14 protein-coding genes are annotated in these 14,496 nt (G+C 28.0%); 4 read left to right on the forward strand and 10 right to left on the reverse strand.

The annotated features are described in order from the left end of the window. The first annotated feature begins 282 nt into the window (after positions 1-282). Positions 283-1,098, forward strand: coding sequence for a hypothetical protein (locus AVBRAN12647_RS07595; RefSeq protein WP_336614959.1), 816 nt, complete (start codon positions 283-285; stop codon positions 1,096-1,098). A 1-nt stretch (position 1,099) separates the two neighbouring features. Then, positions 1,100-1,309 carry a hypothetical protein gene (locus AVBRAN12647_RS07600; RefSeq protein WP_214117673.1) on the forward strand — a complete coding sequence of 70 codons (210 nt, stop codon included), beginning with the start codon at positions 1,100-1,102 and terminating at the stop codon, positions 1,307-1,309. Between the two features lie 305 nt (positions 1,310-1,614). On the opposite strand, the gene AVBRAN12647_RS07605 is transcribed toward AVBRAN12647_RS07600, so the two are convergent. The 4 genes from AVBRAN12647_RS07605 to AVBRAN12647_RS07620 form a co-directional block, all read right to left on the reverse strand. Further along, positions 1,615-2,883, reverse strand: a complete 1,269-nt coding sequence (locus AVBRAN12647_RS07605) for a citrate transporter (RefSeq protein ID WP_214117675.1) — start codon at positions 2,881-2,883, stop codon at positions 1,615-1,617. Between the two features lie 42 nt (positions 2,884-2,925). After that, positions 2,926-3,900, reverse strand: a complete 975-nt coding sequence (locus AVBRAN12647_RS07610) for an asparaginase (RefSeq protein WP_336612837.1) — start codon at positions 3,898-3,900, stop codon at positions 2,926-2,928. Between the two features lie 268 nt (positions 3,901-4,168). Next, positions 4,169-4,327 carry a hypothetical protein gene (locus AVBRAN12647_RS07615; protein ID WP_214117677.1) on the reverse strand — a complete coding sequence of 53 codons (159 nt, stop codon included), beginning with the start codon at positions 4,325-4,327 and terminating at the stop codon, positions 4,169-4,171. Positions 4,328-4,632: 305 nt separating this feature from the next. Next, positions 4,633-5,226, reverse strand: coding sequence for a restriction endonuclease (locus AVBRAN12647_RS07620; protein ID WP_336614960.1), 594 nt, complete (start codon positions 5,224-5,226; stop codon positions 4,633-4,635). Between the two features lie 97 nt (positions 5,227-5,323). Between AVBRAN12647_RS07620 and AVBRAN12647_RS07625 the strand changes: the two genes are divergently transcribed. Continuing rightward, entirely contained in the window at positions 5,324-7,180 is a 1,857-nt protein-coding gene (locus AVBRAN12647_RS07625) for a DUF1561 family protein (RefSeq protein WP_336614961.1), read from the forward strand. A 76-nt stretch (positions 7,181-7,256) separates the two neighbouring features. Here the strand turns inward: AVBRAN12647_RS07625 and AVBRAN12647_RS07630 are convergent, their stop codons facing one another. From AVBRAN12647_RS07630 to AVBRAN12647_RS07655, 6 genes are all read right to left on the reverse strand, one after another. Then, positions 7,257-7,400, reverse strand: a complete 144-nt coding sequence (locus tag AVBRAN12647_RS07630) for a hypothetical protein (protein ID WP_214117680.1) — start codon at positions 7,398-7,400, stop codon at positions 7,257-7,259. 190 nt (positions 7,401-7,590) lie between these two features. Further along, positions 7,591-9,162 carry a BspA family leucine-rich repeat surface protein gene (locus tag AVBRAN12647_RS07635; protein ID WP_336614962.1) on the reverse strand — a complete coding sequence of 524 codons (1,572 nt, stop codon included), beginning with the start codon at positions 9,160-9,162 and terminating at the stop codon, positions 7,591-7,593. A gap of 262 nt (positions 9,163-9,424) precedes the next feature. Next, complete coding sequence (locus AVBRAN12647_RS07640; RefSeq protein ID WP_336614963.1) at positions 9,425-10,117, reverse strand: BspA family leucine-rich repeat surface protein; 693 nt, start codon at positions 10,115-10,117, stop codon at positions 9,425-9,427. Positions 10,118-10,132: 15 nt separating this feature from the next. After that, positions 10,133-11,785, reverse strand: a complete 1,653-nt coding sequence (locus AVBRAN12647_RS07645) for a hypothetical protein (RefSeq protein ID WP_336614964.1) — start codon at positions 11,783-11,785, stop codon at positions 10,133-10,135. Between the two features lie 42 nt (positions 11,786-11,827). Continuing rightward, a complete protein-coding gene (locus tag AVBRAN12647_RS07650) occupies positions 11,828-12,826 on the reverse strand; it encodes a hypothetical protein (protein ID WP_336614965.1) in 999 nt (332 codons plus the stop codon). A gap of 1 nt (position 12,827) precedes the next feature. Further along, positions 12,828-13,127: a YkgJ family cysteine cluster protein gene (locus tag AVBRAN12647_RS07655; RefSeq protein ID WP_336614966.1), complete on the reverse strand. Its 300-nt coding sequence runs from the start codon at positions 13,125-13,127 to the stop codon at positions 12,828-12,830. Positions 13,128-13,521: 394 nt separating this feature from the next. Here AVBRAN12647_RS07655 and AVBRAN12647_RS07660 point away from each other — a divergent pair, with 394 nt between their 5' ends. Then, on the forward strand, positions 13,522-14,271 hold the full coding sequence (locus tag AVBRAN12647_RS07660; RefSeq protein WP_336614967.1) for a Fic family protein: 750 nt from the start codon (positions 13,522-13,524) through the stop codon (positions 14,269-14,271). Positions 14,272-14,496 lie beyond the last annotated feature (225 nt).

Below are 14,496 nucleotides of genomic sequence, written 5' to 3' on the forward strand. Positions count from 1 at the left end.
TGCATGTTATAGATTTATTAAAATTATAGCTTTGTAAATATCCTTAAAAATTTAAGGTTAAATTTTACTTTTTGTGACTTTTGTCTAGGATAAGTTAGTGAAATTATAAACTAAAAGTTAATTTTAAATATTTATTTGGTTCTTTTTAATGTTTTAATGCCCTGTTCTTAGGTAAGTTAAATTATTAAATATGTTTTTAACTTAAATAAGCTAAATTAAAACATATTTAATTTAAAAATATTAATATACTCATTTAAACATTCCAAAGCAAAGGAGTCACAAATGAATAGTGTTAGCACTATTGAAGAGCTAAAAGCACAAAATCCAAAATTTGATTTGGCGCTAGGCGTAAGACTCATAAATAGTGGAGATATTATAGGTGGGGGATATCAGGTAATATTCGCAAGTGAACTAGAAATATCAACGAGTTCAAACATTAGCTATGAAGATGCCGAACAATCCCTTAAGAAAATGGTTAGTCTTATGGGTTTTAATGCTATCATCAATATAGTAAGATCTCAACATACTAAGAGTATGAATGCTACCGAGACAGCACAAACTCATACAAGTTATAATCGCAACATAATAACTAATAATTTATCTTCATCAACATCTACAACAAATACAAGTTCAACAATTACGGTCAATAATGTATTTAAATTAAAAGGTACTGTAGCATTAATAGGTAGAGAAAATCAAGCAAACGGAGTAGAAATTGATTATGAAAGATTAAAACAAAATTGTATAAATTTCTACGAATGTATAGAATTTTTAAGATATGTTTACAAATCTAATCAAGAGCTAAAAACAATACACCAAGAAAGTAAAAATTATCCAATCAATTTAACAATTATTCTTATTATCTCATTGATATTTGCGTGTAATTCAAGTCTAATTACAGGAGCTATAATTTTCGTAGTATATTTCATAATATCATGGCGTTATTATGAAAGCACGATTACTAAAGAAAATAATACATATAAAGATTTAGCATCAATGGAACATAATCTAAAAACTTTGGTGAATAAATACGGCGAAGTTATTTTTGATATTTATCAATTATCACCATATATTACCTTAAAACATGTAGGAGAATAAAATGGATTTAATAACATCACTAGAAAATACAGAAAAGAATTTAAATAAAGCTGGAAAATATTGTGTAGCTTTTGATTTGATGGCTAATACAAGAAAAAATGTATCAGAAAATGAGTTAAAAAATAATATCAGCAAAAACATGGCATTTATACTATTTAAAGCAACCCCTGCTGCATTTTTTATATTTATACTATTTAAAATATTTAATTAAGTCTAAAGCCCTAAAATTAGGGCTTTACTTAAAGTTTTTACAATCATTTCTTTAATATTTTTGAAGCTTTACATATTTTTAATTTTATTTTATTAGTTTGTATTATTGTTAGCTTGATTTTTTACTAGGAATTTATTTCGTGTATTTTTGTAAAATATAAATTAGTAATTTCAAATAATAATTTAAACTAAACAACTAAAAAATATAAAAAAGTTTTGTTAATCACATCTATAAATCTTTATAAATTCTATATCTAAATAATGTATTTAGGGTTTAAATTCAATAGAATTTAAACCCCTTTTTTCTTAAAATTTAATTATAAATGAAAGTACTAAAAGTAAGCCTAATGCAATAAGTTGAGATGGTCTTTGAAACCTATTGGCATCTTTTAAATTAGAACCTTCCACAATAGGTATAACAGTAGATAATGCTGCAATAGGACCACCTGTTAAAAAATACTGCGCAATTGATGCACCGCCAGCAGCAACTAAAGCAAGTGCGAAAGTATAAGGACAACTACTCATAGTAGCTTGTAAAAATGGTAAAACTATAGCCGAGCTTGCACCATAACTTTGTGTAATAAATCCAGCTACAACAGCTACTACAAACATTGCTTGAACAGGGGCGATTTTTAAAATAGGTTCAAAAACATCTGCAATAATTTTTGCTAATCCTATTTCTTTAATAGTAGCACTCATAAACAAAAATGTTATAGTTGCAACAAGTGGGATTGCGATTTTACCAACGCCATCTATCATTTGTTTTTCAGCACTAAAAATATTCATTTTTGCTAAAATGATAGTCAAAACACTAGCAAAAACACCGAGTAAAAATATAGGATAGCCAAAAATAAAGCCAGCAAAAAGTGCTATAAAAGGTAAAAATACCACGAAAGTATTATATTTACTTTTCTGTTCTTCTAGTTCTTTAATGGCTTGATTTAATTTATCTTTATCTATACTAATAGAATATTTTTTTCTATAAATTTTAGACCTAATAGCAGAACAAATAATCAAAAACACGGCAATTGCAATACCAAAAATATTTATAAGACCAAATCCAATGTTAGTAGCTCCAATAATAGCAACCTGTGTTGGGTGAGTAAAGCCACCAAAATTGCCTAAATGTCCTGCGTGAGCGTGAATAGCTGCTGAATGATTTGGATTCATTCCTAATAAAACCGATGGCTTTGCAGTTACAACTGCAGTTACAGATGGTTGAGTAAAACCTGTAAGCATTCCAATTACACCTGCACCAATAGCACTAGCTGCTGCAATTCCTTCTCCGCCACCAATTTTTCTACCAATTTTAATAATTAATTTTATAATATCATCCATAAAACCGCTTGCTTGCATAGTTCCTATAAACATTAAAATACCAGTCATATCTAAAATCACAGGATTAAGTCCTGATAATAATAATTTGTTTAAAGTAAGTTCTCTTATATCAAGCATAGCAACTAAAACACTAATTGTAGTGCCAATAAGTGCTGTTAAATAAAGCGGTGTTTTTCCAATTACCATCAAAATTAGCGTAATGCTCATAATAATTTGAGCAACAATAATATAATTCATAATCCATCCTTTATATGTTTATCTCAACTACAAATAATAAAATTAAAAATATTTATAGTAATTTTCAAATTCTTGTTTGATTTCATTATTTGAAAAACCATTAGATAAAAGCATTGTTAAAAACAATCTTGCTTTTAAACTATCAAAAAAACTCCCCATAATAAAGCCACTTTTTTGCATATCCATCTCGCTTCCTTCATAAGCATATGTTTTATAAGCACTCATTCCACTTCCTGTACGAGTTGTGATAATGCAAGGGATTTTTAAATTTAATTCTTTTAATTTTCTAGCCGCAGTAAACGATACATGTCCTGCTCCAAAACCATCAATTACCAAACCATCAAAACCTGATAAATTATTTAAAAACATACTATCACCATCAAGGCAAGTAGGGATTATTGCTACATTTTTATTTAAACTATTAGGCGTTTTATAAATCTTATTTTTATAAATTGGACTTATATAAATTACATCTTTTTCATAAATATAACCTATATTTCCACCATTAATAGATACAAAAGTTTCAAGTGAAAAAGAATTGCTTTTGTGTATAAATCTAGGCTGATAAATAGTATGATTAAACACACAAAGAACCCCACGATTTAAGGAATTTGTATTGCTTGCCACTAAAATTGCTTGATATAAATTACTAGCCCCATCAGCTCCTATTTCACTAGGATTTTTCATAGCACCAGTAATTACTAAAGGAGCTGCTTCATCCCAAAATAAACTAAGCAAAAATGCACTTTCTTCAAGAGTGTCAGTTCCTTGAGTAACAACAACTCCAGTTGAGCCATTTTTAATCTCTTCTTTTGCTGTTTTTAACACTTCTAATAAATTATCATAATTTAAAGATGGGCTAGGAAGAGATAAAATCGTTTTTGCTTCTATTTTTATATCTTCGCTTAACCCTATGCTTTCAACCAACATTTTTGCATCTAATTTAGGATTTACCCCACCACTACTATCTTTTAGCATACAAATAGTTCCGCCAATACCTAATACACTTATTTTCATAAATACCCCCTAAAATAAAATGTATAAGTATTATAAAAATATAGCTTTAAATAAAGCATAATTTAGCCTTATAATATGTCAAATAATTGCTCTAATTTCTAAGATTATAAATTAATCAAAAACTTTTTATTTTTTAGTTTAAATTAATTATAAGATTTAATAATTTGAAAATCTTTTTGAGTGTTTTGAAGTATCATTTTCTATCTTAAAATAAACAAACATAATAATCATATCAGTTACATTGCTAACATTCCAGCTGCTTATACCACTAAAGTTTTTTTGTATATTTAAAAAGTGTGCCAATATCAGTAATAGCACTTGTATCTATATCACCTAAGCTTATGCTCAAATCATTTACTAATACTTGTAGTTCTTCTTTTGTTTTAGTGTTGTATTTAATATAGATTATTTTGTAAAATTTTTTCATTCGTATACCTAATAATATAGTCTAAATGTATGGATTATATCTTGCTTATCTTAAGGCTATAATTAATACAAAGGTTAAATCTTGATAATTTTCTTATGGAATTTAAAACAAGAATTTCAATTTATTGCTAAGCACAATTTTTTTAATTTATATATTCGCCGATTTTTATTAGTAGTGTATAAATTTCCTTGATAAATACCAAAACAACCATATATAAAATAGCTACTTTTATTGATTTTAATAAAATTGCAATTATTAAATTCTTATCACAAAATAACAACTAAAACTATTTTGTCATTTTCATACTATTCTTCAATATTTAAATACTCTATTAAATCCTTATAATTGTTTAAATAATGCTCGGCACTTGCTCTTGGCTCACTTGAACTTATAAAAACTTTTTTAATAGTTTTATTTTTAAGCATTTTTTCATTCTCATTAACAAAAACAGCACAATCACCTAAAAATTTCCTTAGCAAATCTTGACCTATTTGGCTTTTGTGATTTTTGCACTGAATTAATACACACTCATTTTCTTTATAACAAACCAAATCTATCCCGCCATCGTTTTTACCATTTATAAAGCCGTGTGGAAAGACCTTGTAGCCTTGCTCTTCGTAATACTTTTTAATTTTTAATTCATATAATCTGCCCTTTTTTTCATTTTCGCTTTCTGCTTTGTAGATTATAGATTTTGTTATTTTGTGGTAATTTGGCATTTTACTGCTTAAAATTTCACTAAATTTATACTTATTAACAACTTTCAAAATCGCTTCGTCAAGCTCTTTTTCATAAGCCTTTAAAATATCTTCATAGTTAGAATTTAATTCTTCTTGTTTTTTAAATTCTATGCTATTTTTGATAGCAAAATATCTTTTTTTAGCATTATTATCACTCATTTTTGCTCCTTAATTTTCACAACTATTAAAAAATATTTGAAATTTAGAATAAATATTATTATAAATTAATATAATCACAAATCTTAAGGGGGAAATTATGAAAAAACTTATATTAATATTATTTTACCTTTCTACAATATTTGCAAATAGCGTCCCGCAAACTCCAGCCAACACAATACAAGATAAGCATTTAATCATAAAAGCTCACGATAATAAAACTTTTTGTCTAGCTCCAAGACAAGTGCATGATAGGGTCATAATCGGTATGCTAGATTGCAAACAAGCAGTAGATACGAGATATGATTTATACAAAAGACTTGCTTTTAAATATAAAGACAATTGGCTATGTGCAAGTCTTAGCGATAGGTTTAAAAGCGGACAAACCAAACAAGATTTCTTTGAATTAAAGCCTTGTGTTTTAAACGATAAATCTCAATGGTTTAGCATAAAAGATACCTTTAGCTTACCAGCTTATATTGATGTAGAAGTAAAAGAAAGCGAGTATAATTTACTAGCTACAAAAAACAAAAACGCTAATAAAATAACCATAGATAATATCGAAATGAAGCAGTGGCTACAAGCAGTTCCACCGCCTATTAATTACGCTCTTAAAACTTCTATATATTTTCGTTCAAAATCAAATAATAAATTAGAATTATTTTATATTACAAAAAATGGAGCTTCAAAAACACCATTTAATTTTTATTACGATATTACAAGTGGTAAAATAGCTCTTTTTAACCCTAGCAGTGGGACTTTTGAGTGCCTTGAAACTAATCTTAGCAATCAAGACGCTAGTTTTTTAAAGTTTTCTAAATGTAATTTTTACGGATTTGAAAATAGATTTTATTGGAATTTAAATTTATTTGAAAATTCTTATATATTAGATATTAATAAAAATATTTTAGATGTTTCAAGGGGCAGTGAATTAGGCAAATTATTTATAAGTGATATAAATTATTATAAAACCCATTTATCTCCTAGCGTTTTATTAGATGGTAAATTATCATTTGACTTTAGCGTTTATGAATTAAGGAATTTTAACGCAAGAAATTTAGGACTTTTCTCTAGCCATTGTGGTGCAGAAAGAAGAACAAAACGAGAAGTTATATCAAATAGCTTAGCTAATTTTGACCCTTTACAAGCAAATTGGAAAGCACGATTATTAAGCATTGCAAGGACTACTGATAGTAGCACTGATGCTAGTGGGATTTGCGGAATTTGTATGCTACATACTTATGAGATAGTTTCTTTACTAACTCAAGTATATCCACATAGTCCTATATTAAATTATAGTTCTACTGGATATTTATTTGATTATATGGACAATGTATCTCCATTTACTACATTTGCTAGAAGAAACCCTGCGATGTATAATTTAATGGGTGAAGCACTTGAGTTATGGGGACAACAATTGGCTTTAGGTGAAGGACTATATTCAAGGGGTATTAGGGCGATTTGGGCTTTAACTAGCAGTATTTTGCCAAGACAAGAATGGAGCCTTAGCACTATCACAACTCAAGATAATTTAAGAGCTCAATTAAGGGGTATTTTAAATTCTCCTGCTGGTTCTTTATATATTGCATTAATGAGTTTAGATAACGGCAGAGCACACGCAGTTCCTATCATCATTACAAACAACGGAGCAGTAGTAATCCCAACAAATGCTCAAAATATAAGCGAAGAAGATTTTACAAGCTTTATAGCACCTACACACGATGAGCGTACTTTATTAAGAAACTTATCTGCTAATAATAGATACAACATACAAGCCATTAGCTTAATTGGTTTAGCTGGTAATAGAGATAATATATTTGAAGAATATTTAAATCAATTTGATTGCACTGGTGGTGGTGATTTTAGACGAGGAAATGGACATATACTAAATCCTAATCACGCTGATACTTGTGATAATGATAGATGTGATTTGATGGAGATTGAGCATAATTTTTAAGAATTTAAATCGCTAATTTTTGGCGATTTAAATCAAAATATTTTAGCTCTTTTATTATAAATTAATTGCTAAGAATTTAATCCTTAAATAACAACTCTACAACCTTTGCAATAATTGCTAAAAAAATTAAGAATATAAAAACTACAAGTAAAAGTCTAAAAACACCTAAGCCAAAAAATAAAAGTAAAGCTAAGATAAACAAAAGTCCTAAAATCCACATACAAACTCCTTTTTAATTTCGTATATCTTAGCAAAAGTAAAGTCCTGATTATGTCTATATAAAAAGATTTTAATAAATTTAAAATACAAATTTTGATTTACAACTTTATAGTTATTCTTTAAAATACAGCGAAATTTTTGGAATTTAAAAAAGGAATTTCAAATGAAATTCCTAATTCAAATTCTTAGACTTATTCTTCGTTTTCTTCGCAAAATTTCTTATAAAACTCAGGTAATTGCTCCAAACTCTTACAACCTGCAAACATATTGTTCATATTAGTTACCTTACTTGTATCCCAAGTATTTATTCCGCTAAAATTTGTCCTTTTACTATTAAATATAGTAAATAAATAACTCATATCTGTGATTAAACTTGTATCAATCTTATCTAGTTTAATATCATCAGTATAAACTAATGCCCTTAACTCAGCTTTGTTTTTTGGTTTAAATTTGCCATTTTTCATATCTATCCACTTATTTTTAGCAATAAACTTTGGAAGTTTTGCTAAATAATAAAAGTTTTCAATAATCTCATCTTTACTGAAACTTTTTAGATTTTTAGGATGCAAATTGATACAATCTTTAAACATATTATTCATATGCTTTACATTTGTCATATCAAACTCAATTGCTTGATTAAAGTTTATGCAACCTTCAAACATATTATTCATATTAGTTACTTTACTTGTATTCCACTCTAACTTTTTGTTAAAAAACATACAATTATAAAACACACTATCCATATTAACTACATTGCTTGTATCCCACTTTTCTATACCACTAAAATCATCCCTAAAAATACCTAGAAAAAGATAGCTCATATCTGTAATAAGACTTGTATTAATGTCTCCTAAATAAACACTATCATCATATAATATCTTTTCTAGTTGTTTTTTGTTTTTTGGCTTGTATTGCTTTTGATTATTTGAGTTTTTTCTTTTTATATTTTTGAAAAATAAGCGTGTAGAGTTAAAGCGATTATAAATTCCCATTACTATCTTAAAAAATCCTAAAGCTTGTTTTGGGTACAAAACTGCAATACATTCTAAATCACCTACACAAAGCCTTTTTATAGCTAGGATAAGCTTTCTAAATGATGAGTGATTTACGCAAGGTAGCTCGTGTATATACTCATCATCAAACATACACTCAGTATAAATAGCACTACTCATATCAAAATTTACTTTTTGTTTGAAGTTTTTACAACCATAAAACATTTGCTCAAAATTAATTACTTTTTTTGTATCAAAATTTAGCGGTTGGTTAAAGTTTTCGCAATATACAAACATACTTTTCATACTAGTTACATTTTTGGTGTTAAATTTTAAATGTTGATTAAAGTTTTTACATCCATAAAACATTTGCTCAAAATTGATTACTTTTTTAGTGTTAAAGCTTATAGATTGATTAAAGCTTTCACACTTAAAAAACATAGAGCTCATATCTTTTACTTTTAAGGTATTAAAATCTAAGCTTTGATTAAAATTTTCGCAACCACTAAACATATTATTCATATTAGTTACATTAGAAGTATCAAATGTTAAAGCTTGATTGAAGTTCTTGCAATCATTAAACATACCACTCATATTAGTTACATTGCTAGTATCCCATTCGTTTATACCACTGAAGTCTTTTCTATTACTCCAAGCAAAAAGTTCACTCATATCGGTTATAAAGCTCGTATCAATATCGCCTAAATAAATACTCTCATCTCTTACTAGTTCTTGTAATTCTTCTTTTGTAGTTGGTTTATATTTTTTCATCTCTAATCCTTAAATATTAATTCAATAATCTTGCCAATAATTGCAAGTATAATAAGCCCTATAAAAATCAAAAGCAAAAGCCTAAAAACTCCTAAGCCAAAATAAAAGCAAAGCTAAAATAAACAAAAGTCCTAAAAGCCACATATAAACTCCTTTTTAAGTTTTGCTTATCTTAGCAAAAGCAAAGTCGTGATTGTGTCCATATAAAAAAAGAATTTAAAATAGGAATTCCATTTGAAATTCCTAATTCAAATTCTTAGATTTACTCTTCGTTTTCTTTACAAAATTTTATATAAAACTCAGGTAATTGCTCCAAACTCTCGCAACCTTCAAACATATCTTCCATATCAGTTACTTTGCTAGTGTCAAAATCAAGCTTTTGATTAAAGTTTTTACAATATATAAACATATTCCACATATCAGTTACATTTCTTGTATCAAAACTCAAAGGCTGATTAAAATTACTACATTCATAAAACATACCAATCATATCTATTACATTACTAGTATCAAAATTTACAGGTTGGTTGAAATTTTTGCATTCGGCAAACATTTCACACATAGCAATTACTTTGCTAGTATTAAACTTAAGAGGCTTATTAAAATTCTTACATCCACTAAACATAAATCTCATATCTGTTACATTACTAGTATTAAAACTAAGGTATTGATTAAAATTCTTGCATTCATAAAACATACTGCTCATATTTGTTACATTTTTGGTATCAAACCATAAAGGGGAGTTGAAATTATCGCATTCATAAAACATTGAGCTCATATCAGTTACATTGCTAGTATCCCAAGTATTTATCCCAGAAAAATCTTCTCTAGAACTATATTCAAAAAGCTCACTCATATCGGTGATAAGGCTCGTATCAATATCGCCTAGATAAATACTTTCATCTCTTACTAGTTCTTGTAATTCTTCTTTTGTAGTTGGTTTATATTTTTTCATGAAATCTCCTTTAAGTTAAAGTCTAAGTGGCTCATCGCTTAACATAAAATCATCAAATTCTTTTTGGCTTACAAACAAATCATTCACTCCATAAGCACTTGCAATTTTTATTAAAGCTTCATCAGCTTTTGCGTAATCATTATTAGCCATAGCACTGCTAATATCAGCAAAACTTAGCTCGCTAATATCTTTTAGATTACTTATATATTCATTTGTAAAGCTTTCTAAATGAAGTCTATTTTCTATCATTTTTGGCATTATTTCATGATATAAAGCTTCTATTTCTTCTCTTCTTGCTTTCGCCATTTTTGCACTTGCACAAATTGCTAAAAAGCCATTAATAGCTAAATCCAAACTTTGAGAAAATACGACAACTCCAACCGAACAAACTAAAATAGAAATCCCAGTAGCTAAAACATTACCTACATAAACGCTAAGCTCCCTTTCAAGTGCAAAACCAAATGCAACCATGATAGCCGAAAACAAGCTCTTTAAAATTGTTCTAATAAGTTGTGAGAAGCTTTTAATCTCACCTTTTATAAATTGCCAAATAGCATTAAAGATTGATTTAGCACTATTTCTAAGGCTTGTCCACATAGCCCTTAAATTACCACCAATATTTTTTAAACACTGAGCAGCAAGTCCTACAATAGTATCAATTAATCCAAAACTAGCACCCCTACCAAAACTCTCACTTCCTTTTACAAAAACTTGTTTTAAAAGCCTTTGTAGTCTTATTAAAAAATCTTCGTGGTTATTGTGTAAATACTCATCTCTTAATTCCCATACAACTCCACTTGCAAAAGTGCTTAAAACAACTGTCCCTGCATCACTTAAACCTGTTTGAGTTATATTTATACCTGCTTGTTTTGCTTGTTCTATATATACATTTTTTAAAGCGATTTTTCCATCAGTGTTGGTTTTTTGTCCGTTTTCTTGAATTTCGCCTTTTGTATAGCCTGATTTGGTTCTATCGCTACCCTTTTCAAGTTGTTTAAATTTCGTTTCTTTTTCATCTAATTGCTTTTGAATTATTGCTTTTTTATCTTCTGGTGCATTATCTAGATTTTGTCTTATTTGCTTAATTTCATTCTCTGCTCTTTCATAAGTATCGCTATCTACCCTAACTTTAACTCCAGCTTCAAAATACTTATCATAAGTTTTAGAAAAAATACTATCACCAACAGCCTTTAATTGCTCTTCTTTAACTACATTGCCATTTTTATCAACTACTACCACATCTACTAAAGTATGATTTGTCTTAGCATAAACATCTAGTTTTGGATTAGTTGCTATTCTTTTGATTTCTTCATCGCTAAAATTAGAAGTAACCATTGATTTTTTTAAATCATTATTTGTATTAAAATCTTTATTTTCATATACTTGTTTTATCTCTTTAAGCTCATCTGTTGTATAAGCTCTAGTATCATTTTTATTATAAGCATTTTTAATATTTTGCTTACCTACTTCATAAGCTTCAAACATCTGTCCAAAACCATTTGGATTGCTTCCATGTTGTTTTACTGCTTTTTGCATACTTGTAGTAAGCTTTGAACTTTCCATATAAGCACCATAAGAATCAACATTAAAAATATTTAGTCCAAATCTAGCAAGACTTTGAGTGCCTAGCTCTTCTATTAGCTCATCAAAAAATAAATTTTGCGTCATTTTAACTCCTTTAAAAAAGGTGGCATAAAGCCACCTAAAAATTTATTTATTCATAATGCTTGCTGCGAACTCTTGAGAACTTAAAATAGCAGCTTTAAACTCACTTGCAATCTTGCCATCTTCTCTTAATACATTCACTTTACAAATTCCACTCATTATTTTTACAATATTTACAATGTATTTCATAAACGATTTTTCGCCATTTAAATATGTAGAATAATCATGATTGCCTTCAACCATTGCTCTAAACTTAGCTAAGTCCTTTACAAGTAAAACATCAAGTTTTTCTATTTCTCTAATAGCTTCATTAACGATAGTTGATATTGAATTAGTTGCTATTCTTGCTGTATCCATTTCTTCTTTTGCTACATTTGCTTTTGCAAGATTGCTTCTAGCATCATCTAGTGCTTTTTCACCTGCTTTTGAGTATAAAAATCCACCTAGTGCTAAAACAGGAGCTGCAACGATGCCGCCAAGCACAGCCATTCCACCTGCCATACCAAATCCACCTGCAGCAAGGCTACCACCACCTAGCCAAGCTAGAGTTGCATTAGTTGCTGCTGCACCGCTTAGAGCTGAAATCGCTGTGCCTGTTGATGCACTTGCAAGAAGTCCAACACTTCCATAAGCTCCGATACCAGCTAATGCACCAGCTCCAAGTGATGCTATACCACCACCTGCAAGCTCTGCAAAACTAATAACACTTTCTTTAGTAAATGCAATAAATTCTTTAATGTCAAAACTCAAATCATCTTGTGAGAAATCACTCTCTTCAATGTTTTTAATCTGTGAATATATATCAATAAATTCACTAAAAGAATGCTCGTGAATATGTATTTTTGCTAAACCTAAATTTTCTAAAGCTTTATTTGCTTGGTCTCTTGATTTTTCTAATTTACTTTTAGCATCATCAAAAATACCTTGCGCTTTAGAATTTATATTCTCAGCTTCTTTTTTATCGCAATGTCCATCATAAGCTTTTTTTGCTCCAAAAGCACCTGCTGCTACTGCTATACCACCTAAAATAAAAGGAATTGGCATTTTAAATCTCCTTAATCAAATTAATTTTATATTTTTTATCTACTTTAAATTTATCTTGTAAAGCATTGCAGACTTTTATATTCTCGTTGTAATATTTAGCCTTACTCATATACTTTTTAAGAAACCTTTCGTAATATTCATCAACCCTACAAACCATAGGACAATTTTCATAAATCCTGCATGTATTATCATCTGCAAGGTGCATACAAACACCATTTAAATTAAATTCTTCTAGTTCTTTTACTCCGTTAATACTTTTACAGCATAAGCCACATGCAGTGCATGGAAAATTATCTAACATTGCTAAGTTCCTTTGAATATAAATGAGAAGTTTTGAATAAAATTAATGAAGTTAAGTGATTTTAGTTTTTGTAAAATCCCCCCCCCATAAGAGAAAATATAGCTTTCATTTATTCTCCTTTCTTGTAATTTTTCGCATTATAGCATATGAGTTGTCAAAATTCTGTCCATATAAAAAATATTTAAAATATTATTAATAAAAATATTGATTTTAAAAGCTTAAACTAAAAACAAAATATAATACTAATTACTGCAAATAAAAAAATATTTTATCTTACTTTAACTATTTGTATTACATATTATTGTATTGACTATAATAAATTTCTAGGTTACAAAAATAAAAAGATGAATGTATTAAAATAAAATTATATAAATTAAAAAAGGGATTAATAAATATGAAAAATAAATTTCATATGAGCTTAGAATACAACATATGTTTAGCAAAAAGAAATATCGTAGATAATATCTATAAAAGTGCGAGACTTGAGGGAATTAATGTAACTTTTTCACAAGTAGAAGCCATTTATAACGGTGCAAGCGTGGGCAATCTAAAGGTAGATGATATTGTAGCTATTAACAACCTTAAATATGCTTGGTATGTTCTTTTTGATACTATAAGTTATCCTGAAGTTGATTTTGCTTATATTTGTAAAATGAACAAGACTATAGGTGCAAATTTAATCTATCAATCAGGCTACATAAGGCAATTTGATGTAGCTATTGGTGGAACAACTTACAAACCTAAAATGCCATATAAAGAAGAAATTATAGAAGAATTAAACGAAATACAAAAAATCACAAACACTACACAAAGAGCAATAACATTAATGTTATATCTAATGAGAAAACAAATATTTAGCGATGGCAACAAACGAACGGCAATTCTATGTGCTAACAAGGTCTTGATTAGCAATGGAGCTGGTTTGGTAAATATTCCAGTCGGATTAATTAACGAGTTTAAAGAAAAATTAATTAAATATTATGAAACAAATGAAATGAAAGATATTATGGATTTTACTTATAAAAATTGTATTGATGGATTTAATAGCATAGAGCCTAGTATTGAAGAAAAGCTTGAGAGTGAAAAAAATGATGAAATGTTTAATCAATACATAGCAAAATCTTATAAAAATAAATTGTTTTAAAGAATATAAGCTTTATTTTAAAAGCTAATATTTATACTTTTAATCTATTTGATTAAAAACAAAATTACCTAATAATTAAATATATTGCTATTACGATAGGAGTAATTAATAGCTTTATGTTTTTATTGTTTTCTTTAAATTTAGCTAAATAATTTAAAATTCTTAATCAAGTGAGCTATAAAACAAATACTTGATTTAGCAGAGTAAAAAACACTTGCAAAAACA

The organism is Campylobacter sp. RM12647, assembly GCF_020138135.1.
Lineage (GTDB): Bacteria > Campylobacterota > Campylobacteria > Campylobacterales > Campylobacteraceae > Campylobacter_E.

Excerpts from the sequence above, each read along its gene's own strand:
- AVBRAN12647_RS07625 (WP_336614961.1), top strand. The coding sequence starts at position 5,324 with ATGAAAAAACTTATATTAATATTATTTTACCTTTCTACAATATTTGCA.
- AVBRAN12647_RS07635 (WP_336614962.1), bottom strand. The coding sequence starts at position 9,162 with ATGAAAAAATATAAACCAACTACAAAAGAAGAATTACAAGAACTAGTA.
- AVBRAN12647_RS07595 (WP_336614959.1), top strand. The coding sequence starts at position 283 with ATGAATAGTGTTAGCACTATTGAAGAGCTAAAAGCACAAAATCCAAAA.
- AVBRAN12647_RS07600 (WP_214117673.1), top strand. The coding sequence starts at position 1,100 with ATGGATTTAATAACATCACTAGAAAATACAGAAAAGAATTTAAATAAA.
- AVBRAN12647_RS07620 (WP_336614960.1), bottom strand. The coding sequence starts at position 5,226 with ATGAGTGATAATAATGCTAAAAAAAGATATTTTGCTATCAAAAATAGC.
- AVBRAN12647_RS07660 (WP_336614967.1), top strand. The coding sequence starts at position 13,522 with ATGAAAAATAAATTTCATATGAGCTTAGAATACAACATATGTTTAGCA.
- AVBRAN12647_RS07610 (WP_336612837.1), bottom strand. The coding sequence starts at position 3,900 with ATGAAAATAAGTGTATTAGGTATTGGCGGAACTATTTGTATGCTAAAA.
- AVBRAN12647_RS07630 (WP_214117680.1), bottom strand. The coding sequence starts at position 7,400 with ATGTGGATTTTAGGACTTTTGTTTATCTTAGCTTTACTTTTATTTTTT.
- AVBRAN12647_RS07650 (WP_336614965.1), bottom strand. The coding sequence starts at position 12,826 with ATGCCAATTCCTTTTATTTTAGGTGGTATAGCAGTAGCAGCAGGTGCT.
- AVBRAN12647_RS07605 (WP_214117675.1), bottom strand. The coding sequence starts at position 2,883 with ATGAATTATATTATTGTTGCTCAAATTATTATGAGCATTACGCTAATT.
- AVBRAN12647_RS07640 (WP_336614963.1), bottom strand. The coding sequence starts at position 10,117 with ATGAAAAAATATAAACCAACTACAAAAGAAGAATTACAAGAACTAGTA.
- AVBRAN12647_RS07655 (WP_336614966.1), bottom strand. The coding sequence starts at position 13,127 with ATGTTAGATAATTTTCCATGCACTGCATGTGGCTTATGCTGTAAAAGT.
- AVBRAN12647_RS07615 (WP_214117677.1), bottom strand. The coding sequence starts at position 4,327 with ATGAAAAAATTTTACAAAATAATCTATATTAAATACAACACTAAAACA.
- AVBRAN12647_RS07645 (WP_336614964.1), bottom strand. The coding sequence starts at position 11,785 with ATGACGCAAAATTTATTTTTTGATGAGCTAATAGAAGAGCTAGGCACT.